General features: G+C 75.3%; 17 protein-coding genes. 8 read left to right on the top strand and 9 right to left on the bottom strand.

Going from position 1 to position 23,416, the window contains the following annotated elements; genetic code table 11:
- Positions 1-522 precede the first annotated feature (522 nt).
- The 7 genes from ACFVUY_RS30550 (at position 523) to ACFVUY_RS30580 (ending at position 12,349) form a co-directional block, all read left to right on the top strand.
- Positions 523-1,908 (top strand): PLP-dependent aminotransferase family protein, encoded by a 1,386-nt coding sequence (locus ACFVUY_RS30550; protein ID WP_387735371.1) that lies wholly within the window; start codon positions 523-525, stop codon positions 1,906-1,908.
- Complete coding sequence (gene dpgA, locus ACFVUY_RS30555; protein WP_387735374.1) at positions 1,905-3,020, top strand: 3,5-dihydroxyphenylacetyl-CoA synthase DpgA; 1,116 nt, start codon at positions 1,905-1,907, stop codon at positions 3,018-3,020. The genes ACFVUY_RS30550 and dpgA overlap by 4 nt, the downstream gene beginning before the upstream one ends.
- A gap of 21 nt (positions 3,021-3,041) precedes the next feature.
- Positions 3,042-3,725 carry an enoyl-CoA-hydratase DpgB gene (gene dpgB, locus ACFVUY_RS30560; RefSeq protein WP_380550554.1) on the top strand — a complete coding sequence of 228 codons (684 nt, stop codon included), beginning with the start codon at positions 3,042-3,044 and terminating at the stop codon, positions 3,723-3,725.
- Positions 3,722-5,023 carry a (3,5-dihydroxyphenyl)acetyl-CoA 1,2-dioxygenase DpgC gene (dpgC, locus tag ACFVUY_RS30565; protein WP_387735376.1) on the top strand — a complete coding sequence of 434 codons (1,302 nt, stop codon included), beginning with the start codon at positions 3,722-3,724 and terminating at the stop codon, positions 5,021-5,023. Before dpgB ends, dpgC begins: the two co-directional genes overlap by 4 nt.
- Before the next feature lie 62 nt (positions 5,024-5,085).
- Positions 5,086-5,313: an MbtH family protein gene (locus ACFVUY_RS30570; protein WP_387695140.1), complete on the top strand. Its 228-nt coding sequence runs from the start codon at positions 5,086-5,088 to the stop codon at positions 5,311-5,313.
- Complete coding sequence (locus ACFVUY_RS30575; RefSeq protein WP_387735378.1) at positions 5,310-7,340, top strand: ABC transporter ATP-binding protein; 2,031 nt, start codon at positions 5,310-5,312, stop codon at positions 7,338-7,340. The genes ACFVUY_RS30570 and ACFVUY_RS30575 overlap by 4 nt, the downstream gene beginning before the upstream one ends.
- On the top strand, positions 7,337-12,349 hold the full coding sequence (locus tag ACFVUY_RS30580; protein WP_387735380.1) for an amino acid adenylation domain-containing protein: 5,013 nt from the start codon (positions 7,337-7,339) through the stop codon (positions 12,347-12,349). The genes ACFVUY_RS30575 and ACFVUY_RS30580 overlap by 4 nt, the downstream gene beginning before the upstream one ends.
- Positions 12,350-12,397: 48 nt before the next feature.
- Here ACFVUY_RS30580 and dpgD read toward each other — a convergent pair whose 3' ends face one another.
- From dpgD to ACFVUY_RS30605, 5 genes are all read right to left on the bottom strand, one after another.
- Positions 12,398-13,249: an enoyl-CoA-hydratase DpgD gene (dpgD, locus tag ACFVUY_RS30585; protein WP_387735384.1), complete on the bottom strand. Its 852-nt coding sequence runs from the start codon at positions 13,247-13,249 to the stop codon at positions 12,398-12,400.
- 64 nt (positions 13,250-13,313) lie between these two features.
- On the bottom strand, positions 13,314-14,864 hold the full coding sequence (locus tag ACFVUY_RS30590; RefSeq protein WP_387735386.1) for a hypothetical protein: 1,551 nt from the start codon (positions 14,862-14,864) through the stop codon (positions 13,314-13,316).
- Between the two features lie 14 nt (positions 14,865-14,878).
- Positions 14,879-16,966: a hypothetical protein gene (locus ACFVUY_RS30595; RefSeq protein WP_387735389.1), complete on the bottom strand. Its 2,088-nt coding sequence runs from the start codon at positions 16,964-16,966 to the stop codon at positions 14,879-14,881.
- Between the two features lie 216 nt (positions 16,967-17,182).
- The gene (locus tag ACFVUY_RS30600) at positions 17,183-18,229 is read right to left on the bottom strand and encodes a DUF4190 domain-containing protein (RefSeq protein ID WP_387735392.1); all 1,047 of its coding nucleotides are present in this window, start codon (positions 18,227-18,229) and stop codon (positions 17,183-17,185) included.
- A 295-nt stretch (positions 18,230-18,524) separates the two neighbouring features.
- A complete protein-coding gene (locus ACFVUY_RS30605; RefSeq protein ID WP_387735395.1) occupies positions 18,525-19,169 on the bottom strand; it encodes a tetratricopeptide repeat protein in 645 nt (214 codons plus the stop codon).
- Positions 19,170-19,346: 177 nt separating this feature from the next.
- Between ACFVUY_RS30605 and ACFVUY_RS30610 the strand changes: the two genes are divergently transcribed.
- Positions 19,347-19,817 (top strand): helix-turn-helix domain-containing protein, encoded by a 471-nt coding sequence (locus ACFVUY_RS30610; protein ID WP_387735398.1) that lies wholly within the window; start codon positions 19,347-19,349, stop codon positions 19,815-19,817.
- Positions 19,818-19,887: 70 nt separating this feature from the next.
- Here the strand turns inward: ACFVUY_RS30610 and ACFVUY_RS30615 are convergent, their stop codons facing one another.
- From ACFVUY_RS30615 to ACFVUY_RS30630, 4 genes are all read right to left on the bottom strand, one after another.
- A complete protein-coding gene (locus ACFVUY_RS30615; protein WP_387695131.1) occupies positions 19,888-20,490 on the bottom strand; it encodes a ClpP family protease in 603 nt (200 codons plus the stop codon).
- A 1-nt stretch (position 20,491) separates the two neighbouring features.
- Positions 20,492-21,130: an ATP-dependent Clp protease proteolytic subunit gene (locus ACFVUY_RS30620; RefSeq protein WP_380354999.1), complete on the bottom strand. Its 639-nt coding sequence runs from the start codon at positions 21,128-21,130 to the stop codon at positions 20,492-20,494.
- Positions 21,131-21,286: 156 nt separating this feature from the next.
- On the bottom strand, positions 21,287-22,303 hold the full coding sequence (locus ACFVUY_RS30625) for an LD-carboxypeptidase (protein ID WP_387735402.1): 1,017 nt from the start codon (positions 22,301-22,303) through the stop codon (positions 21,287-21,289).
- Positions 22,304-22,519: 216 nt separating this feature from the next.
- Positions 22,520-23,359, bottom strand: coding sequence for an arylamine N-acetyltransferase (locus ACFVUY_RS30630; RefSeq protein ID WP_387735405.1), 840 nt, complete (start codon positions 23,357-23,359; stop codon positions 22,520-22,522).
- Between the last annotated feature and the right edge of the window lie 57 nt (positions 23,360-23,416).

Genomic DNA, 23,416 nt, shown 5'->3' on the forward strand with positions numbered 1-23,416 from the left:
CCGGTGGCCTCTCCCGGGCCGCGCTCCCGCAGCCGCCGCCGGGCCCGCCGGTAGCGGACCGTGACGGGAGGGAAACCCTCAGCACTTGACAGTCTCTTGCCCCGAGGCGCGTACTGGAACAAGGACAAACAGCAGACAGGGCCCTGTGCTCCAGGATTCCGTTCGATCTCCGCGGCCGGTGCGAAGCGGCGACAGGGCGTCGGGATGCTCCGCACCCCCGCGTCGTGCTCGGCCCGGTGCCTTCGACGGGCCCTTTCGTGTGCCGGTACCGCGCCCGCACCACCGGACGGTGCACGGGCGGTGACGCCGCCGGGGGCCGGAGCCCGTGGGCCGGGTCCGAGGGGCCGCCATGAGGTTGAAGTCGAAAACGGCCGATGTTCGAACGCGGGAGGACGCCACCGGCGCACCGCCGGTGGGACGCCGCCGCATCGCCGCTCTGCCGCGCGTCCTTCACGCGAGCCCCGGCATCCGCCCTTCCGACGGACTGCCGTCCCGCGGCTCGTCGACGGAAAGGCGGGCACCATGGTGCTCGATTCGACAACTCTGCACTCGAGCATCGAGGACCCGGTTCTCGACCGGATGATCTTCCTGAACGAGATCACGTCCAGCTATCCGGACGCGGTGTCCTTCGCGCCGGGGCGGCCCTATGACGGGTTCTTCGAGGTCGAGGAGATCCACGCCCACCTGCGCCGGTACGCGAAGTACCTGGAGAGCCGGGGCGCGGGGCCGGCCGAAGTGCGCGACGGCTTCTACCAGTACGGGCCGGCCGCGGGGCGGATCCGCGAGCTGATCGCGTACTGGCTGCGGCAGGACGAGGGGCTGGAGGTCGCGCCCGAGGCGATCGTGGTGACGGTCGGTGCGCAGGAGGCGATGTTCCTGGTGCTGCGCGCGCTGTTCGCGACGCCCGAGGACGTCCTGCTGCTGGTGACCCCCTGTTATGTCGGGATCATCGGGGCCGCGCGGCTGCTGGACATCCCGGTGGTCGCGGTGCCCGAGCGTGACGGGCGGCTGGTGGTGGCCGACGTGGACGGGGCGGTGCGGGCGCAGCGTGCGGCGGGCCGGCGGCCACGGGCGGTGTACGTGGTGCCGGACCACGCCAATCCGAGCGGGTCCACGCTGGACCTGGCGACGCGGACCGCGCTGCTGGAGCTGGCCGAGCGCCACGGGCTGCTCGTCCTGGAGGACAGTCCCTACCGGCTGAGCGGCCCGGGGCCGCGGCAGCCGATGCTCAAGGCGCTCGACCGGTCGAGGAGCGTCGTCCAGCTCGGCAGCTTCTCCAAGACGCTGTTCCCCGGCGCGCGGATCGGCTATGTCGTGGCCGACCAGGAGGTGCGGGGCGGGCGCGGCGGGGTGCGGCTGCTCGCGCGGGACCTGGCGAGGGTGAAGAGCATGGTCACGGTGAACACGTCCTCGCTCAGCCAGGCGGCCGCGGCGGGTGCGCTGCTGGGTGCGGACGGCCGGCTCTCCGTGCTGAACGCCCGGGCCGCCGAGCACTACCGCCGCAGCATGGCTTCGACGCTGGCGCAGTTGGAGCGGCGGCTGCCCGAGGGGCGGCGCCGGGAGCTGGGGGTGGGGTGGAACCGTCCCGAGGGCGGGTTCTTCCTCACGCTGCGCACCGGTTTCCGGACCGGCGCCGCGGCCCTGGAGCGTTCGGCCCGGGACTTCGGTGTGATCTGGACGCCGATGGAGTTCTTCCACCCATACGGCGGGGGCGAGCAGGACATCCGGCTCTCGATCAGTTGTCTGACGCCCGGGCAGGTGACCGAGGGCGTCGAGCGGCTCGCGCGGTTCGTGGAGGCGCTCAGCGGCGAGCGGCGCCCGGACGGGACGCGCGGAGCCGGAGCCCGCAGAGCCGGGAGGCACGGCGGCGACGCGCCCGGCACCGGAACGGAGAGTGACGCATCATGACCGCGACCCTGGAGCGAGCGACGGTCGCCACGGCCCCGCGCATCCTGAGCGTGGGCACCGCCGTGCCGCCCGAGCACTATTCCCAGGAGGAGCTGCTCGACCTGTTCGGGATCACCGACCGCAAGGTGCGCTCGGTCTTCCTGCTGGGCTCCATCCGGCAGCGTTCGCTGGTGCTGCCCCCGGCGGCGCCCGACGGCACGCGGGTGCGCGAGAGCCAGGGCGACCTCCTGGACAAGCACAGGACGTGGGCCGTGAGCATGGGGTCGGACGCGATGTCGGTGTGCCTCAAGCGGATCGGGGCCGACCTGTCCGAGGTGGGCTACCTGTGCTGCGTGACGTCGACCGGCTTCCTCACCCCGGGTCTGAGCGCGCTGCTGATCCGCGAGCTCGGCATGGACTGGCACACGGCGCGGGCCGACATCGTCGGCATGGGCTGCAACGCGGGGCTCAACGCGCTGGCCGTGGTGGGCAACTGGGCCGCGGCCAATCCGGGCCGGCTGGCCGTGATGGTCTGCTCGGAGGCCTGCTCGGCCGCGTACACGATGGACTCCACGATGCGCACGGCCGTGGTCAACAGCCTCTTCGGCGACGGCGCGGCGGCGGTGGCGGTGATGGCCGACCCGCGGGGCGGCGAGGGGGCCGAGGAGGAGGGGGCCGGCCCGCGCCCGGAGGGCCCGCGGATCCTGCGGACGGCGAGCGTCACGATCGTCGACGCCATCGACGCGATGCGCTACGACTGGGACCGCGACCAGGACCGCTTCAGCTTCTTCCTGGATCCGCAGATCCCCTACCTGGTGGGCGCGCACGTGGAGGGCGTCGTCGACCGGCTGCTGGCCGGCACGTCGCTGCGCCGCGACGACGTGGCGCACTGGCTGGTGCACTCGGGCGGCAAGAAGGTCATCGACGCGGTCGCCGTCAACCTCGGGCTGACCCGCCACGACCTGCGCCACACCATCACCGTGCTGCGCGACTTCGGCAACGTCTCCAGCGGCTCGTTCCTCTTCTCCTACGACCGGCTCCTGCAGGAGGGCGTGGTCCGCGACGGCGACTACGGCGTGCTCATGACCATGGGGCCGGGTTCGACGATCGAATCCGCGCTCATCCAGTGGTGAACCGACGCGAGGGAGACCGCGATGCCCGTCAACGCCCTGCCCGAAGGCCCCGTGCTGCACGTGGACGGCGGCCGGGAGATCTCGGCCGAACTGACCGAGGCCGTCGGCGCGCTGTGCGACGAGGCGGAGTCCGCCGGAGCCGACTTCGCGACCCTGTACCTCTCCGGCGCCCCGACGGGCGAGGCGGTGGCGAAGCCCGCCGACGTGGCCACCGTGACGAAGTGGGAGCGGGCCGTACGGCGCTTCGAACGGCTGCGGCTGCCCACGCTGGCGGCGGCGAGCGGGGAGTGCGGCGGCGCGGCACTGGACCTGCTGCTCGCCACCGACGTGCGGGTGGCGGCGCCGGACCTGCGGCTGCAGGTGGCCTTCCACGGGCAGGCCGTGTGGCCCGGCATGGCCGGCTTCCGGCTGGTCCAGCAGCTCGGGCCGGCCCCGGCGCGCCGCACGGTGCTCTTCGGGATGCCGATCACCGCCCGTGAGGCCCTGGAGCACTGCCTGGTGGACCGGGTGAGCACCGACCCCGGGCGCACCCTGGCGGCCGCGGCCCGGCTGCTGCGCCGGCTGTCCGGCCCCGAACTCGCGATCCGCCGCCAACTGGCCTTCGACGCCCAGTGGATGAGCTTCGAGGACGCGCTCGGCCCGCACCTGGCCGCCTGCGACCGCTCGCTGCGGCGCGCCCGGGCGGCGGACGGGGTGACGGCGTGAGCACCCCGAACGGGCGGGCACCCGCCGACGTACGGGAGCGCGCCGCGGACGGCTTCGACCGGGCGGCCCGGCAGCTGCCGCCGTTCCCCGGGCCCGGGCCGCGCGCCGGCGGCCCGCCCGCCGGCACCGAGCGGGCGCTGGAGGACGGCCGCGCCCGGCGCACCGCCTTCCTGGACCTGCACGCCGAGGCGCTGTACGACCGGCTCACCGAGGGCCGCACGCTGCGCCCGCGGCTGGAGGCCCTGGTGGAGGGCGCCGCGCTCGCCGTGCCCCACCTGGTGCCCACGCCCGCGCAGCTGCGGGCGGAACGGGCCCTGCCGGTCGCACGGCGCCTGGGCTACGAGATCGACCTGGGCGTCCTCCTGCGCGGGCTGCTGCGCTGCCCGGCCGCCGGCCACCACCTGATGGACTCCATGCTGCGGCCCACCGGGCGGGCGCTGGCCCTGCTCGGGGAGTTCCGGGCCACCGGGGTGGTGCGGATGGAGAGCACCCGGCTGGAGCGGCGCGCGGGGGTGGCCCGGATCACCATGTGCGCCGGGGACCGCCTCAACGCCGAGGACGAGCAGCAGGTCGACGACATGGAGACCGCGGTCGACCTCGCGCTGCTGGACGGGCAGTGCGAGATCGGGCTCATCCGGGGCGGCGAGATGACGCACCCGCGCTACGCGGGCCGCCGGGTGTTCAGCGCCGGGATCAACCTCAAGCGCCTGCACGCGGGCGAGATCACGCTGGTCGGCTTCCTGCTGCGCCGCGAGCTCGGCTACCTCAGGAAGCTGCTGCTCGGGCTGCGCACGGACGAGGCGTCCTGGCGCTACCCGCTCACCGACATGCCGTGGGTGGCCGCGGTGGACGGCTTCGCGATCGGCGGCGGCATGCAGCTGCTGCTCGCGGTGGACCACGTCCTGGCGGCCTCCGACGCCTATCTGAGCCTGCCGGCCGCGCAGGAGGGGATCGTCCCGGGCGCGGCGGACTTCCGCCTGCCCGCGGTGACCGGACCGCGGCTGGCCCGGCAGATCATCCTCGGCGGGCGGCGGGTGCGCGCGAGCGATCCGGAGGCCCGCACGCTCGTCGACCGGGTCGTCGACCCGGCGGAGCTCGACGGGGCCGTCGAGCACGCCGTGCGGCTGCTGCGCGACCCGGCCGTCACCGCCAACCGCCGCATGGTGAACCTCGCCCTGGAGCCGGCGGACGGCTTCCGCGCGTACATGGCGGAGTTCGCCGTCCAGCAGGCGCTGCGCGTCCACGCGGCGGACGTGCTCGGCAAGGCGGGCCGCTTCACGGCCCGGCCGCCCGGCTGAGGCCCCCGGGCCCCTCCCCCGCCGCCCCGGCGGGCGGCCCCCGAACGATTGAGGAGACCGAGATGACCAGCCCCTTCGACGACCCGGACGCCTCCTACCTCGTCCTGGTCAACCCCCTGGGCCAGTACTCGCTGTGGCCGGCGTTCGCGCGGACACCCGCCGGGTGGCGGATCGCCCACGGCCCGGGCGCGCGCGACGAATGCCTGGAGTACATCGACCGGGTCTGGAGCGACCAGCGGCCGCCGGGCCCGGTCACGGCCACGAACGGCAAGGAGGTCGCCGCGCCATGATGGCCGGCCCGGGCCCGCTGATCACGGTACGGGCCACCGGCGGCGACGGGCCCGACCCGGCCCGGGGCCGGGTCAGGCCCGGCACCGCCCGGCGGATCCGGCCCTACCTGCGGCCCTACCGCCGGCAGATCGCCGCGCTGCTGAGCCTGACCGTGGTCGACGCCGTCATCACCGTCTCCACGCCGCTGCTGTTCAAGGTGCTCATCGACCACGGCATCGTGCCCCACGACCGGGGCGTGGTGGCGGCCGCCGCCGCCGCGGTGGCGGGCCTGGCGCTGCTGCAGGCGCTGGTGGGCTTCTTCGTCAGCCGCAGTTCGGCGCGCATCGGCGAGGGGCTCGTCTACGACCTGCGCACCGAGGTCTTCCGGCACGTGCAGCGCCAGCCGCTGGCGTTCTTCACCCGCACCCAGACCGGTTCGCTGGTGAGCCGGCTCAACACCGACGTGATGGAGGCCCAGCAGGCGGTGACCGTGCTGCTGTCCAACGTGCTCTCCAGCCTGGTGGTGCTGGGCCTGGTGCTCGTCACGATCTTCCTCCTGTCCTGGTTCGTGGGCCTGGTCGTCCTCGTCACGGTGCCCCTGTTCGTGCTGCCCGGCCGCGTCGTGGGGCGCCGGCTGCAGCGCAACCTGCGCACGTCGATGCAACTGGACGCCGAACTCGGCTCGTTCATGCAGGAGCGCTTCAACGTGGCCGGCGCGCTGCTGGTCAAGCTCTACGGCCGGCCGAAGGGCGAGGCCCGGCGGTTCGCCGGCACCGCGGCGCGGGTGCGGGACGTCGGCGTGGTCACCTCCGTCTACTCGCGGATGCTGCTGGTGACGGTGACGCTGCTGGCCTCGCTCGCCACCGCGGTGGTCTACGGCGTCGGCGGCGAACTGGTGATCGACGGGGCCATCCAGATCGGCTCGCTGGTGGCCCTGGCCACCCTGCTGGCACGGCTCTTCGGCCCGATCAACCAGCTCTCCAACCTGCAGTCGAACTACCTCACCGCCCTCGTCTCCTTCGACCGGCTCTTCGAGGTGCTGGATCTCGAACCGCTGATCGCGGAACGGCCCGACCCGGTCGTGCTGCCCGCCGCGGCCCGGGCCCCGGCCCCGGAGGTCGAGTTCGAGGACGTCTCCTTCCGCTACCCCGCCGCGAAGGACGTCTCCCTCCCCTCGCTGGAGACGCTGTCGCTGCCGGCCCCGGAACGCTCCGGCGACGCCGCGGCGCTGCGCGGGGTGAGCTTCCGCGCCCCGGCGGGCCGGCTGACCGCGCTCGTCGGGCCCTCCGGCGCCGGCAAGACCACGATCAGCCAGCTGGTCGCGCGGCTCTACGAACCCACCGCGGGCACCGTGCGGATCGGCGGCCACGACGTGCGCGACCTGTCCCTGGCCTCGCTGCACGACACCGTCGGCATGGTGACCCAGGACGCGCACATGTTCCACGACACCATCCGCGCCAACCTGCTCTACGCCGAACCGGACGCCACCGAGACGCAGCTCGTCGAGGCCTGCCGGGCCGCGCAGGTCTGGGACCTGGTCTCCGCGCTGCCCGACGGGCTCGACACCGTCGTGGGCGACCGCGGCTACCGCTTCTCCGGCGGCGAGAAGCAGCGCCTGTCGATCGCCCGGCTGCTGCTCAAGAAACCGACCGTGGTCGTGCTCGACGAGGCCACCGCCCACCTGGACTCCGAGTCCGAGGCGGCCCTGCAGAAGGCGCTGTGGACCGCCCTGGCCGGCCGCACCGCCCTGGTGATCGCCCACCGCCTGTCCACCGTCCGCGAGGCCGACCAGATCCTCGTGGTCCAGGACGGGCGCGTGGTCGAACGCGGCCGGCACACCGACCTCGTCGACGCCGACGGCCTGTACGCGGAGCTCTACCGCACCCAGTTCGCCGAACCGCCCGCGCCGCGCCCGGAGGCCGAGCAGCACTCGGCGAACGGCTACGGCGACCTGCCCCCGCTGCCGCGCGGCGGAGGGCCCCTGCGCCGGCTGCCGCCGCCCCAGACGGCGCCCGAGCCCGGCCGACCCGAACGGAGAGCACGATGAGCCAGTTGACGGTCGAGGACGTGTGGCCGCTTTCCCCGCTGCAGGAGGGACTGCTGTTCCACGCCTCGTACGACCAGGACGCGCCCCGGGACGTGTACGTGGGGCAGCGGATCCTCAACCTCGACGGGGACCTGCGCCCCGAGGTGCTGGAGGCGTCCTGGCAGGCGGTGCTGGACCGGCACGCGAGCCTGCGCGCCGCCTTCCGCTCGCGCGCGTCCGGCGACACCGTCCAGGTGATCGCCAGGGGCGTGCGGATCCCCTGGACGTACGCCGACCTCGGCGGGCTGGGCGCGGAGGAGGCCGAGCGGGAGGCCGCGCGCCTGGCCGCGGTCGACGCGCGGCGCTTCGACCTCGGCGTGCCGCCGCTGCTGCGGGTGCTGCTGCTGCGCGCCGGCCCCGGCCGCCACCGGATGGTGGTGACGATGCACCACATCCTGATGGACGGCTGGTCGCTGCCGATCCTGTTCGGCGAGCTGTGGGAGGTCTACGGCAACGGCGGCGACGCCTCGGTGCTCCCCAAGGTGCCGCAGTACCGCGACTACCTCGCCTGGCTGGTGCGCCGGGACACCGACGCCTCGCGCGCGGCCTGGCGCGCGATGCTGGCCGGGACGGAGGAGCCCACCCTGGTGGGCCCGGCCGACCGCGGCGGCCCGCCGGTGATGCTGCGGCACGTGGTCGAGCGGCTCGGCGACGACCTCGCCGAGCGGCTGCGGGAGACGGCGCGCTCCGCCGGGGTCACCTTCAACCGGGTCTTCCAGGTCGCCTGGGCGCTGCTGGTGGGCAAGCTGTCCGGCCGGCTGGACACCGTCTTCGGCGCGACCGTCTCCGGCCGGCCCGCCGAGGTGCCGCAGTCGGACCGGATGGTCGGGCTGTTCATCAACACCGTGCCGGTGCGGGTGCCGCTGGACCCGGCCCTGCCCTTCCGCCGGGCCATGGCGGCGCTGCAGGACCAGCAGACCGCCCTGCTCGACCACCAGCAGCTGAGCCTGCCGGAGATCCAGCGCGCCGGCGGTCCCGGCGCGGTCTTCGACACCCTGATGGTCTTCCAGAACTACCCGCGCGGACCGATGGCGGCGCCCTCGGCCGGACCGGCGGCGCCCGCCGGGCCGGGCCGGGCGCCGCGGCCCGCCGAGGGCTCGCCCCCGGGCGAGGGCCTGGGCGGCACGGCGCTGCGCAGCGGGGAGCAGGCCGGCGGCCCGCTGGGGCCGCCGCCCGGCGACGGGCGGGAGCCTCCGGGGCCGCCTCCGGGCGACGGGCGGGAGCCTCCGGGCGGTCCGTCCGGGATCGGCCTGCGGGGCCCGGCCGGCATCCGGGTCTCGGCCGGCGGCGGCGAGGAGGCCGCCCACTACCCGCTGACCATCGTGGTCACGCCGACCGACGACATCGAGGTCCGGCTGGACTACCGGCCCGACCTGTTCGACGAGCCCACCGCCCGGGGCCTGGTCGACCGGATGCTCCTGGTGCTGCGCCAGGTCGCGGACGACCCGGACGTGCCCCTGGGCCGGCTCGACGTGCTGACCGGCGAGGAGCGGCACGAACTGGACGGCTCCGGGTACCGGACCCGCCGCGAGCTGCCCGGCGCGACGCTCGCCGAGCTCTTCGAGCAGCAGGCGCGCCGCACCCCCGGGGCCGTGGCCGTGGTCGCCGGGGCCACCGAGCTGACGTACGCCGGGCTGGACCGGCGGGCGAACCGGCTGGCGCGCCGGCTGGCCGCGCTCGGCGTGCGCCCGGAGACGGTGGTGGGCGTGGTCGCCGAGCGTTCGCCCGAGCTGATCGCCGCGCTGCTGGCGGTGGTGAAGGCCGGTGCGGCGTACCTGCCGATGGACGGCCGGCACCCGGCCGCCCGGCTCGCCGCGACGGCGGCGCAGGCGGGTGCGGCCGTCGTCCTGGTCGACGGGCCGAACGCGCGCCGGGGCCTGGCCGACGCCGCGCTGTTCGAGGGCGCCGAGGTGCTCCTCCTGGAGCCGGCCCCCGCGGACCCGGACTCCCCCGGCCCGCCCGGCTCCCCCGGCCCGCCCGCCGCGAACGGGGACGGCGCGGCCTTCCCCGCCGTGCCGGTGCGGCCGGAGAACCTCATGTACGTCGTCTACACCTCGGGTTCCACCGGCCTGCCCAAGGGCGTCGCGGTGACGTACGGCAGCGTCCTGGCGTTCTGCCTGGACGGGTGCTGGTCGGCCGAGACCCTCGAACGGGTGCTGGTGCAGGCCAACCACGCCTTCGACGCCTCCACCTACGAGATCTGGACGACGCTGCTGCACGGCGGCCGGCTGGTGCTGGTGCCGCCCGGGGACATCGACACGGTCGAGCGCGGCCGGCTGATCGCGGACCAGAAGGTGACCAGCGTGCACGCCACGGCCGGGCACTTCCGGGTGCTCGCGGAGCAGGCCCCGCACATCTTCGCCGGGGTGCGCGAGGTGTCCACCGGCGGCGACGTGGTCTCCGCGCACGCCGTACGGACGCTGCTGCGCTCCCACCCGGGCCTGGTGGTGCGCACCACCTACGGCCCGACCGAGTCCACCGCCTTCGCCACCCAGCTGCCCTTCACCGACCCGGACGCGGTGCCCGACGCGGTGCCGCTGGGCCTGCCGATGGACAACACCAGGGCGTTCGTCCTGGACGCGTTCCTGCGGCCCGTGCCGGTCGGCATGACAGGCGAGCTCTACCTCGCCGGGGCCGGGCTGGCGCGCGGCTACCTGGGGCGCGCCTCGCTCACCGCGGAGCGCTTCGTCGCCTGCCCCTTCCCCGCCGAGGGCGAGCCCGAGGGCGCGCGGATGTACCGCACCGGCGACCTGGCGCAGTGGACCCGGGACGGGCAGCTGCTCTTCCTCGGCCGCGCCGACAAGCAGCTCAAGATCCGCGGGTTCCGCGTCGAGCCGGCCGAGATCGAGGCCGTGCTCGCCGCCCACCCGGGCGTCGCGCAGGCGCTGGTGGTCGCGGTCGAGGACGCGGACGGCCGCAAGCGGCTGGCCGGGTACGCGGTGCCGGCCGGCGGCCGGGAGGCACCGCCCGAGCCGCGGGCGCTGGTGGAGTACCTCGCCGGGAAGCTGCCCGACTACCTGGTCCCGGCCTCGGTGACCGTGCTGGAGGCTTTGCCGGTGACGGCGAACGGCAAGGTCGACCGGGCGGCCCTGCCGCGGCCCGTCTTCGCCGGTCCGGCGCAGGGGCGCGCCGCGGCCACCGACGCGGAGGAGCTGCTGTGCCGGCTCTTCGCCGAGGTGCTGAACCTGGAGCGGGTGGGCGCGGAGGACTCGTTCTTCGGCCTCGGCGGCGACTCGATCACCTCGATGCTGCTGGCGGGGCGGGCCCGCAAGGCCGGGCTGGCGATCACGCCGCGCCAGGTCTTCGAGCTGCGCACGCCCGCGGAGCTCGCGCGGGTGGCCGAGCCGGTCGACGCCGAGCGGGCGGCGCGCCCCGAGGACGTCCCCTGGGGCCCGGTGCCGCTGACCCCGGTGATGCACGAGATCGCGGCCCGCACGGGTTCGCCCGCGCGCGCGGGCAGCCAGTCGATGGTGCTGACCGCCCCGCCCGGTCTGACGCCCCCGCTGCTGGCCGCCGTGCTGCGGGCCGTCCTCGACCGGCACGACGTGCTGCGGGCGCGGCTGGAGGAGGCGGACGGTCGGCTGGTGGTCCCGGAGCCCGGCGCGGCCCCGGCCGTCGCCGCGGCGGACCTGGTGACCCGGGTGGAGGCGGCGGGCCTGGACGGGGCGCGGCTGGACGCGCTGCTCGACGAGCAGGCGGCGGCCGCCGAGGCCGCGCTCGCGCCGCGGGACGGCGTGATGCTGCGGGCCGTGCTCGTCGAGCGCGGCGCCGCGCAGGACGCCCTGGTGCTGCTGACGGCCCACCACCTGGTGATCGACGGGGTCTCCTGGCGGGTGCTGATGCCCGATCTGGCGCTCGCCCACACGGCCCTGGCCGCCGGGGGCGCGGACGCGGCGCGGGCGGCCGTCGCCCCCGAGCCGACCTCGTTCCGTCGCTGGGCGGGCGCCCTGGCGGAGCGGGCCAGGGCGCAGCGGACGGTGGACGAGCTGCCGGCCTGGCGGCGGATGCTCGACCGGGTCGAGCCGCCGATCGCCGGGCGTGCGCCGGACCCGCGGACCGACACCGTGGGAAACGGGGTGTCCCGCGCCGAGCTGACCGTTCCGGCGCCGATGGCGGGAGCGCTGCTGGCGGCCCTGCCCGCGGCCTACCACGCGGGGGTCGACGACGTGCTGCTGTCCGGGCTGGCGGCGGCGCTCGACGAGTGGCTGCGGGCGCGCGGCGGGCGGGCCCCGGAGGGCTTCCTGATCGACCGGGAGGCGCACGGCCGGGTGCCGCTGGCCGAGGACATGGACCTGACGCGCACGGTCGGCTGGTTCACCGCCGTCCATCCGGTGCGGCTGGAGCCCGGGCCGGTCGACACGGCCGAGGTCCGGGCGGGCGGGGCGGACGCGGCGCGGCTGATCAAGCGGGTCAAGGAGCAGCTGCGGCAGGTGCCGGGCGACGGTCTGGGGTACGGGCTGCTGCGGTACCTGAACCCGGCCACGCGGGCGGTGCTGGAGCCGCTGGCGCGGCCGCAGATCGGGTTCAACTACCTGGGCCGGTTCGGCGGGGCCGGCGGGGAGGCGGACGTCCCCGGTGCCGACGGGGTGCCGGCCGGGGTGTCCGCGCGGGCGTGGACGCCGGCGGGTGAGCGCCCGGTGCCCGACGGCGGCGTGGACCCGTCGACGCCGCTGCGGCACGTGCTGGAGATCAACGGTTCGGCGCGGGACCTGCCCGGGGGGCCCGAGCTGGGCTTCGTCCTGGAGTCGCCGGGCGGGCTGCTCACCGGGGCGGAGCTGGGCGATCTCGCCGGGCGCTGGCGGGCGGTGCTGGAGGGCCTGGTGCGGCACGCCGCCGAGGGGTCCGGGGGCCACACCCCGTCGGACTTCTCGCTGATCTCGCTGGGGCAGGAGGACATCGACGAGTTCGAGTCGGCCTTCGGCGGTGAGGGCGAAGGCGAAGGCCGGGACGAGGGCCGGGGCGGGGGCTGAGCGGGCCGCACCGGCGCGGGCGTCGGAGCGGCCCCGGAGGGGGCCGGTTCAGCGCCCGCGCCACACGGGTGCGCGTTTCTCGGCGAAGGCGCGCGGCCCCTCCCGGGCGTCCTCGCTGGCCCGGCGGACCTGCTCCCAGTGGTAGCGGGTGGTGAAGGCCTGCTCCAGCGGCAGGTCGACCGAGCGCAGCACGGCCTCCTTCAGGGCGCGTTGGGACAGGGGGGCGCAGCGCAGCAGGTCGGCCGTCCACCGCTCGACGCAGGCGTCCAGCCGGTCGTCCGGGACGACCTCGTTGACCAGTCCGAGGGCCAGCGCCTCGTGGGCCGACATCCGGCGCCCGGTCAGCAGGTAGCCCATCGCGGCCTTGAGCGGGATCTGCCGGGCCAGCCGGAAGGCCCCGCCCGCGCCGGGGATCAGGCCGAGGGCGGCTTCGGGCAGGGCGAAGACGGCGCTCTGTGCGGCGATCACCAGGTCGCAGGCGAGGACGAGTTCGAAGCCGCCGCCGAGGGCGTGGCCGCGGACCCGGGCCAGGACGGGTTTGGACAGCGTGAAGCGGTCGGTCAGGCGGGGCGAGCCCGGCTGGCCCCGGGAGCCGAAGCTCGTCGGCGGGTGTCCCTCGCGGTCGAGCCGGGCCCGTTCCTTGAGGTCCTGTCCGACGGAGAAGGCGCGCTCGCCCGCGCCGGTCAGCACGACCAGCCGCACCTCGTCGTCGCGTTCGACCTCGTCCCAGACCGCGCCGAGTTCGGCGTGCATCCGCTGGTCCATCGCGTTGAGCACGTGGGGCCGGTTCAGGGTGACGCGTGCGACGTGGCCGGCCCGCTCGTAGAGCACGGGCCGGTCCGTCGCGGGTTCCTGTGCCGCGGGCTGTGGTGCTGCGGGTGGCGGCGTCGCGGGGTCCACGCGGGCAGGCTACCGGTGGGCCCGGGCCGCCGGGCGCAGGCCGGGCCGCGGCGCCGCGGCCCGGTCAGCCGTCGCTGCCGATCGAGCAGTTGGGGTCGGGGGCGTGGCCGAGGGGCCAGGCGAGGGCGTCCAGGACGGCGTTCCTGGTGACCGGGTCGAGGTGGACGACGGGCACGGCCTTGTTGTACGGGTTGCCGTACTGGTCGAGGCAGATCCAGCCGCTCGCGCCGTCGACCCGGTTGTCGCCGTGCAGCCGTCGCCAGCTCTGGACGACGTCGTCCGTCGAGGGCGTTTTCACGTTCCCCACCGTCTGGTTGCGGATGCCCGCGACGGCGGTGGAGACCGAGTCGTAGGTGATGATCACGCGGCCGTCGCGCAGGTCGGCGGGGCCGATCGCGTCGGGTGCCTTGGTGTCGGGCTCGCCCAGCAGGTCGGCCAGTTCCTTCGAGACGGCCTTGGTGCCGCCGGGGCCCTCGGTGCTCTTCTCCCCGAAGGTGTCGGGGTGGGCGAGGGCGGTGTAGCGCACGGTGATGCCGGCGCCGGTGCTGAGGGCGTCCCACTTGTCGGCGAACTTCTCGTCGACCATCAGGGTGGAGGCGTGCGAGCCGGTGATGACCGTGTAGTGCTTGTTGCACTTCCGGTTGCCCAGTTCGACCAGGAACTGGCGCAGTTGGACCGGGCGGCCGGCGAAGTAGAGGGTCGTGGCGGCGGAGGTGCAGATGCTCGGCACCATCTGGTGGAAGTCGTTGGCGAGGTTGCCCTCGTCGTTGAAGTCGGGCGGCGACTGGTAGGTCTCCGGGGCGTTGGGGGCGCCCTTGGTGAGCTTCTCGAAGGTCTGGCGCAGGGTGGCGAGGTAGTTGTCGTTGTCGCGGGTGTCCTCGATCACCAGGGCCTCTTCGGGCTTGATGGCCGCCCCGTACGAGGTGAGGGCGCCGGCCTGGTCGGCGTTGCCGGGGGCGATGCGCGCCAGTCCCGGGTAGCGGCGCGGGTCGGCGGCGGTGTTCTTGATGTCGTCCGCGGTCATGGGGCCGGCGACGACCGGGATGTGCTTGTCCGCGGTGAGGTAGCGCACGGCCTGTTCGGTCTCGGCGATGCTGATGTTGATGCCCGTGACGGCCCGCAGGTTCTGCTTCCCGTCGGTCGCGGCCTGCGCCAGCTGGTCGGCGACGGCGCGCCACTGCAGGTAGCCGCGGCCGGGGTTGGCCAGCACCAGCCGGATCGGGGGCTGCCGCTTGTTCTTGTTCCGGTCGTCGTTGGCCCAGTGCTGGGCCAGGTAGGCGCCCTGCACCTGTTCGACCAGTTCGCGCCGTTCGGCGGGCGCGGCGGAGGTCATCGGGATCATCAGGGCGACGGTGACGGGCGAGCTGTCGGCCACGCGGTCGTTCTCGGCCTTGATGCGGGCGGTGACCTGCTTCAGCTCGTCGGTGAAGACGTAGGCGCCGTCGGTGACGCCGACGCACTCGTGTCGGTCCCCGCGCCGCTCCACGCCGGGGGCGCAGGAGGGGTCGTCGACCAGCAGGTACTCGTATCCCAGATAGCCCCCTGCGGCCAGGACGGCGGCGGCGAGGACGGCCGCCAGCGCGCGGTTCAGGGGGCCGTCGGGCAGAACGCTCATGGTCGGGGGTCTCCTCAGATCGGGAGGTGGGGGGCCTGGACCCAGCGCCGCAGGAGCTGCGGCCAGGTCTCGTACGCGTGGAAGAACACCGTCTGGTGGGCGGCCCCGGCGAGCTGGGCCAGGGTGAGCAGCTGCAGCTGGACGCTTCCGATCAGCCGCTCGTCGGGCGGTGCGAGCGGGTGCGACTGCTGCCACAGCGCGTCGACGAGGAACTCGACCGCCTGGTGCACGGGGGTGCCGGCGCCCCCGCAGGCCGGGCAGTCCTCGGGCCGGGCCGCGAGGGCGGTCAGGTTCCGGGGCGGGTGCGGCGCGGCGCAGACCAGGTTGAGGGCGGTGAGCCAGCCGGCCGTGTCGTGGTCGGCCAGGCGCCGGTGGAGGGCGCGCGCGACGGTGCCCGTGTCGAGGACGGCGAGGGAGTGGTGCAGGAAGCGGTCGTCGGGCGGGGCGGCGGCGGCCTGCGGGGCCGCGGTCTGCGGGGCGTAGCGGTCGCAGAGGGTCTCGTGGATGTCGTGCCACCGCTCGGCCCCGGGGGTCGCGTCGAGCGCGGTGACCAGGCGGTGGCCGAGCAGGGCGCGCAGGGTGGGGTCGCCGACGAACGGCGCGCCGATGCCCGGCCACGGGTGGGCGCCCCAGTGGTCGCGCTGCAGCAGCCCTCTGCTCGTCTGGACGCGCAGGGTCCCGTTGTCGCCGGGCGGGTAGTGGGCGTCGAGCGCGTGGGCGGCGTCCTCGTCGAGCGCCGGGGCGAAGTTGGTCAGGCGCTCCCGGGCGATGTCGTCGGGGACCAGCAGGCGCAGCAGCCGCTCGTGCGCCGGTGTGCCGGGCTCGTCCTCGGCGGGCAGGTCGAACAGGGTGCGCGGGTCGGGGTTCTGCCCGAGGCGCACGGCCCGTCGGGCGGCCTGGACCAGGGCGTGGGCGATTCCGGCCCGGCCCGCGCTGAGGCGGTGGATCAACTGGGCGGTGTCGGGCCCGGGGTGGTCCGTGCCGAACATCCACGTGACCTCGTCGAGGGTCAGCTGGGCCAGCGGCAGCCGCAGGGTCCAGTCGGCCGGTGTCTGCGGCCGGTCCTCGCGCCAGAACGGGCCGGTGGCGTTGCGTGTCGTCGCGGTGGTGCCCTCGGGGTCGGGGGTGGCCGGTTCCGGTGCCAGGACGGTGACGACCACGCCCGGCCGCGTCCGGACCGTCTCCTCGTGCCAGACCCGGGTCAGCGTGTCCAGGACCGGGCGGCCGAGCGGGGAGTGGGCGTTGTCCAGGAGCAGCAGCGGGCGCGGCACCCGGTTCTTCAGGCGCACCCAGGTGTAGTGGTCGTCGATGTCCGCCAGGAGGGCGGCCATCAGGTGCCGCTCGGCGCGCTCGCGGTCGTGCGCGTTGCCGCGGAAGCCGCGGGCGAGCTCGGAGAGCTGGACGTTCGCCTCGCCCTGGGCGCTGACCCGCCGTTCGGCCCACCAGCGCAGGCCGTGCGTGTTGGCGCGGGCGCCGAGCAGTTCGGTGGCGACGATGTCGGCGAGCGAGGCGACGAGTTCGTTGACCCCGGGGCCCAGCCCGGCCGCGGTGCCGAGGTTCGGGGCGACCTGTCTGATCCATTTCGCCACCTTGTCCCGGCGCACCTGGGCGTCGGGCTGGCTCTCGCGCAGCAGGCTCTCCAGGCGCCGGCCGGCGGCCTCCAGTTCGCCGAGTCCGACGGTCTGCCAGCTGGTGACCGCCAGCAGGCCCTGGGTGAGCCGGGGGAAGGACAGGCCCGCACCGAACCTGTTCGCCCGCCGGCTCAGCTCGTACCGCAGGTGGAAGAGCAGGTCCGAGGTGTGGGAGGCGTTGCTCAGCCGGGGGGCCTCGTTCTCGGCGGGCAGGGCGAGGCCGGGGCGGCCGAAGTCCGCGCGCCCGAGGTCCGCGTAGGCCTGGGGCAGTCGCTCGGCGTACCGCACCTCCAGGGTCTTCAGGAGGGTGGTCCTGCCGGTCAGGCGCCCGCCGGAGCACTCGATGAGCAGGGGAATCCCGGCCGGGACGCGCAGCCGGGTGCCGCCCCCGGGTTCGGGCCCCGACAGTTCGAGGCCGACCAGCGAGGGAACGACGTCCTTGAAAACTGCCGCCCGTCCGTCCAGAACCACCGCGCCCCCCTGTCCTCCGGCGCGGCGGGAGTGCGCCGCGCCGGATGGAGAATAGGGGAACCGGTCGGTCCGCCACAGGTGTATCGCCGCGGACCGGCCCTCGGTTGCCAATTCGTGACTCGCCTGACATATCGTCAGACTGCCTGCGGGGGCTGGCCGGTGGGAACCGTTTTTCCCGTGGTGCCGGTGGGGCCGGTGGGACGGGGCGGCGCCGGGTCAGCCGATGGGACCGGTCCAGGCGACGGTCTTGCGCTGGAGCAGGAGCCCGTAGGTGAACTCGACCGATATCCGGTCCGTGCCGTTCGGCAGGGCGTACGCGTACACGCCGGTGGCCTCCTGGCCCGGGGCCAGCGAGCCGGTGATGAGCTTCAGCCTGCTGCTCCCGTCGCTCAGCGAGAAGAGCAGGGCACCCTTGGCGTCCCTGACCGTGGGCAGTCCCGATCCGTTGAGCGGGAGCTCCTGGGATCCGGTGTTGACGACGGTGATCCTCAGCTGGACGATCGTGGCGTCCTTGGGCGGCTGGTACACGGTCAGGAGCGGGGAGTACGGCTCCGGCGCGGCCGTCGTGACCTTCAGCCCGTCCCCGTAGGTGTAGGTCTGGCCGAACGACAGGTGCCGGGCCCGCTCCTCCGCGGCCGCCTTCTCCTTCTCGGCCTCGATCCGCTTCAGCTCGGCGTCGATCCGCTGTTTCTCCTGGGCGGCCCGTTCCTGGGCGGCCTTGGTCGCGGCCTCGGAGCGGGCGCGCGCGGCGTCCGCCTCGGCCCGCCGCTCCTCGTTGACCGCCTGCACCCGGGAGACGACGAACACCCCGGCGCCGACCGAGACCAGCAGGCCGGTGACGCCCAGGATCACGCCCGCCAGGGCCATCCCCCGGTTGGTCGCCGTGCCCTTGCGCACGTAGCCCAGGCCGATGGCTCCGAACACGACGGCGAGCAGGGCCGGCAGCCAGGACAGCCAGAACAGGATGACGACCAGACCGAGGACGACACCGACGATGCCGAGCACCAGGGCGGCGATGCCCAGGCCGTTGCGGGGCTGCGGGGCGGGCATCGGCATCGGGTACGGCGGCCAGTACGGCACGCCGGGCGCGGGCGCCGCGCCCGGGGCGGGCGGTATGCCGGGTGCCCCCGCGGGGGCGGGAGCGGTGACGGACGCGGGGGCCGCGGTCTCGCCCTGACCCGGGGTCGGCGGCGCCCACGGGTCGGTGGCAGCCGGTTCCTCGGCGGACTGCGGGCTGCTGTCGGGCGGGACGGGAACGGTCATGCGGGATCCTTCGGAAACGTCGGGACGATGAGCTGCTGCCGTCCGGCACCGGGGCGGGGTCCTTCCCGGGTGCCTCCGGGTCGCTCCCGGGTCGTTCCGGGTTCCTCCGGGTCGTTCCCGGCTCCCCGGCGGCGGCGACCCGCCCCGCGCGAAACGGCCGCCACCTCGTGCCGGGCCCGCGCGTCAACCCCCTGGGACGGGACACCGACAGGATCGGCGAGTGATCAACATACAGGGGCCCGCCCCGGGCCCCGACGCCGCGGTCCACGGGCGGATCCGGGCCCGGGACGACGCCTCAGGACCCGTCCCGGTCGTCCCGGAGCTCCGGGCTGAACAGGTGCGCCTGCCGCACCCCGGCCCTGCGCAGCTCGTCCGCGACGATGCGCAGGACGGTGCGGGCCATGTGCGGGAAGATCAGGCCCTTGCAGTCCATCCATACGTACGGGATCGAGGCGTCGACGGCGGCGTAGTTGGGGCTGTAGGGCGGCATCTCCTCGTCCCAGGCCTCCTCGGCCTCCTCCGGCGAGAGTTCGCGGCCGTCCTCGAAGACCAGCATGAGCCGGGGCTCGGCGGCGGTGAGCGCCGCGACCGCGCGCGCCGGGTCGTCGGACCTGACGGCCACTCCGAAGGACTGGCAGGGAACAGCGCCGGGGCGGGTCCGCCCGATGGGCAGCGTGTGCGGATCCACCGTGATGCCGCCCGGCTCGCTCTCCGAGACGGCCGCCCGCCGCATCCAGAACGCGGCCTCGTCGCTCTCGCCGCAGGCCTCGACCACGTGCCACAGCAACTGCGGCCCCGCGCCGCGGACCGCCTCCTCGAACAGGTCGCGGGCGCGCTCCCACTCCCCCTCGTCCGCGGCCTCGCGGCCGCGCCCGAACGCGGCTTCGGCGGCGGGAGACAGGGGCGGCAGGGGCAGCGGCGACGGCTCCGTGGTGTCCACGGCCCCATGGTTACCACGGGCCTGCGACAGTCCGGTGTCCTGCGGGCGGGCACCCGGCCGTCAGGCGGCGCCCGGGCGGGCGGGACTGGCGGGGCGGGACGGGCGGGGCGGGGCGGATTCACCCAGGGCAGAACGCCGTGCTCTTCCCCCCGGGCCCCCGGTCCCTAGGCTGAAGGGGTGAGCACTCAAGCGCCGAACGAAGCCCGCGTCATCCCCCTGCGCCCGCACGCCTCGCCGCCCGCGTCCGGCGGGGAGTCCCGCCCCCCGCGGACGCCCGCGCGCCGGGAGCCGCTGTGGCGCGACGTCGTCGGCGACGTGCTGCGGCGCGAGCGGCTCGCCCAGGAACGCACGCTGAAGGACGTCGCGGAGGCGGCCCGGATCTCGATGCCGTACCTGTCGGAGCTGGAGCGCGGGCGCAAGGAGGCCTCCTCCGAGGTGCTCGCGGCGGCCGCCCGGGCGCTGGGGCTCGGCCTCGCGGACCTGCTCTCGCTCGCCCAGGACGAACTGGCCCGCTACGCCCCGAGCCGGGTCGGCCAGGGCCTGGCGGACCAGAACCGGGCGGGCCGGGGACTCGCGGGCCAGGGCCTGGCGGGCCGGGGCCGCACCTCGCCGACGGGGCGGTACGACGGACTCTGCCTCGTCGCCTGACCGCGGCTCGGCACGGCGGCCGGGTACGGCAGGGGCTCGCCCCCCCTGCCCCCACCCGGCCGCGCGCGGCTCACCCGGACGCGAAGCGCCGGCTCAGCACCTGGTCGGCGATCCCGTAAGCGACGGCCTCCTCGGCGGAGAGCACCTTGTCCCGGTCCATGTCCGCGCGCAGCGTCGCCACGTCGTGGTGGGTGTGCCGGGACAGGACCTCCTCCACCTGCGCGCGGATGCGGACCATCTCCTTGGCCGCGAGGCTGAGGTCGGAGACCGTCCCCCGCCGGCCGCCGCTGGCCGGCTGACCGAGCAGCACCCGGGCGTGCCGGAGCACGAACCGCCGCCCCGGGTCCCCGCCGGCCAGCAGCACCGCCGCCGTGGAGGCGGCCTGGCCGACGCAGAAGGTGGAGATCGGCGCCTGCACGAAGGTCATCGTGTCGTAGATCGCCATCAGTGAAGTGAACGATCCGCCGGGCGAGTTGAGGTAGATCGAGATCTCCCGCTCCGGGTTCTCCGACTCCAGGTGCAGGAGTTGGGCGATGACCACGTTGGCGACCGAGTCGTCGATCTCGGTGCCGAGGAAGACGATCCGCTCGTTCAGCAGCCGGCTGAAGACGTCGTAGGTGCGTTCGCCCTGCGCGGTGCGCTCGATGACGTAGGGAACCGTGTACGAGCCCATGTCACAGTCCGATCCGTCGGCGGGAGGCGGCCGGGCGGATGTCGGCGACCGACTCCACCACCCGGTCCACGAGCCCGTACTCCCTGGCCTGCTCGGCGGTGAACCAGCGGTCCCGGTCGCCGTCGCGCGCGATGGTCTCCTCGCTCTGCCCGGTGTGCTCGGCGGTGATCCGCTCGATGGCCCGCTTGGTGAACTGGAGGTTCTCCGCCTGGATCTCGATGTCCGCGGCGGTGCCGCCGATGCCCGCCGAGGGCTGGTGCATCATGATCCGCGCGTTCGGCAGGGCGAAGCGCTTGCCGGGCGCCCCCACCGTGAGCAGGAACTGGCCCATGCTGGCGGCGAAGCCCATCGCCAGCGTCGAGACGTCGTTCGGGATGAGCCGCATGGTGTCGTAGACGGCCAGACCCGCGGTGACCGAGCCGCCGGGGCTGTTGATGTACAGGCTGATGTCGGTGCGCGGGTCCTCCGCCGACAGCAGCAGCAGCTGCGCGCACACCCGGTTCGCCGACACGTCGTCGACCTGCGTGCCGAGCAGCACGATCCGCTGGGCGAGCAGCTGCGCCGCGAGGTGGTCGTCGAAGGCGCTGGGCGGGGTGTCGCCCTCCGCCGCGCGGGGCGGGGGCGTGGTGAGCGGGGCCATCGGGTCTCCTTGTCGAGGCGGGGGGGGCGGAACTCGCCGTCCACTCCACTCTCGTCCCGGGAGGGCCCCCGGATGCGGCCGCTCTGCCCGCGGCGGATTCGCCGAGGGCAGAGCGGGCCGACGCCCTGCGCCGGTGGGGCGTTCGGCCCGCGGGGGTCAGCGGACCGCCGGGGTGAGCAGGGTGAGGGTGCGGGCGGTGGCGTCGGCCTCGGCCCGCACGCCGAGGGGCAGCGGGAGGTTGGGGCCCGCGTGGCCGAGGTCCACGCCGGCGAGGACGGGCAGCGGGCGGGGGCCGAGCACGTCCAGGACCACCTCGCGCAGCGACGGCTCCGTCCCGTCGGCGGCGCCGACCCGGTGCGGGGTGCCGACCACCATCGCCGCGATCCGGTCCAGGACGCCGGACAGCCGCAGCGCGTGCAGGTCGCTCCAGACCGCGGACAGCGGCCGGTCCACCTCCTCCCAGAAGAGCACCGCGCCGTCGAAGCGGCCTGCGGGGACGGCGTACGGGGTGGCCTGGAGGGCGGCGAGCCGGTTGAGCAGACCGCCGATCAGCGGGCCCCGGGCGCGGCCGGCGCGCCAGCACTGCCAGGGCGAGAGCGCCGGCAGCGCCCCGGGCGGGACGGGGGCGGTGAGCACCCGCAGGTACGCCTCGCGCAGGGCCCGGCGCGCGCCGTCCTCCTCGGGGCCCTGCCCGGGCCCGCCCGCGAAGCGCTCGTTCCACGAGCCGCCGAGGCCGTAGGTGGCCATGTCGGCGTGCACGCCGACCAGTCCGGTGCGGGCGTGCAGGGCCAGCAGCAGTTGGGAGACGTCGCTGCAGCCCAGCACCGGCTTGGGATCGGCGCGTACGGCGTCCAGGTCCACCTGGTCCAGCCAGCCGGTCACCGCCTGCCCGCCGGTGTGCGCGACGACCGCCCGCACCTCGGGGTCGCGCAGCAGCGCGTTGAACTCGGCCGCCTGCTCGGCGGGACGGGCCGCGGCCCACCAGTGCCGGCGCCCCTCGGCTACCGACGGGCACACCCGCACCCGGAAGCCGAGTTCCTCCAGGACGGCGGTGCCGCGGGCCAGGAAGGGCCGGGCGTCGGCGTCCAGCGGACCGGACGGCGCGGCCACCGCCACCAGGTCGCCGGGGCGCAGGGCGCGCGGAAGGAGCAGGGCGGTGGGTGCGGTGGACACGTGGGCGACCCCGGTTTCGCAGGTGGGCGGATCCGGCCGGGCCGGACGGGCGGGACACCCCGGCGGCCGCACCGGCCGGGCAGGTCGGACCGCAGTCTCGCCGCCGGCCGGCCCGGTGGCAACCGGTTTTCGCCCGCCCCGGAACCGGGCGGCTCCGGGGCGGCTCCGGGCGGCTCCGGGACGGGCGGCTCCGGCGAGGCGGCGGCCGCCGAGCGCTCAGCCCGAGGGGACGGGGACGACCGGGGCGACCGGCAGGGCCGGGAGTCGGTCCAGCGCGATCCCGAAGCGGGTGCGGTAGGCGGCGAGGGCCTCGTCGTCGGCGAGGGTCCGCTCGGTGCGCCCGCCGTCCGGAGCGGTGGTGATCAGGCGGTTGCCGCTGATGGTCACCCGGCCGCCGTCCGCGGTGAGCAGCGAGCAGGTCGTCGAGCGGGTGAAGTGGGAGTGCGGCGAGGTGGCCTGCCACCAGCAGGTCGGGGCGAAGTCGGCGAGTTCGTGCGGGCGCGGGCCCAGGCGGTACTGCGGCGCGCCGTCCAGCAGGACGTCCAGGTCGCCGTGCCCGCCGGTCGGGACGAGGGTGAACGCGCCCTCGGCGTCGGCCTGTTCGCCGCGCTCGTCCAGGCGCAGCGGGTGGCGGCTGAAGCGGCCGAAGCCGACGTCGACCAGCCACGGCTCGTCGAGGTCCACCCGCAGGGCGAGGTGGTCGAGCGGCGGGCCGAGCCGTTCGCCGTCGAAGACGCGGGCGGCCAGCAGGCTGACCCGGTAGCCGAGTGAGGTGAGCAACGCGGCGAAGGAGCCGTTGAGTTCGTAGCAGAAGCCGCCTCGGCGGCGGGTCACGACCTTGGTCCGCAGGGCGGCGGGGTCGAGGTCGACGCCCTCGCCGAGGTGGATGCTCAGGTTCTCGAACGGGACGGTGCGCAGGTGCGCGAGCTGGAGCCGGGCGAGGGCCTGCGGGGAGGGCGCTCCGGGGTCGGGGAGGGCGATGCGGTCGAGGTAGGCGGACCGCTGGGCGGCGGTGAGGCCGGCGGGGGGCTGGTCGGGGTGCGGCGCGTGATCCATCCGGCCATTCCACCGGGGTGCGGGGCGCGGGGACATCGGCTTTTGGTCCTACGTCCA

The sequence above is a fragment of the Kitasatospora sp. NPDC058063 genome (assembly GCF_042885395.1).
Classification (GTDB): Bacteria; Actinomycetota; Actinomycetes; order Streptomycetales; family Streptomycetaceae; genus Kitasatospora; species Kitasatospora lactacystinica.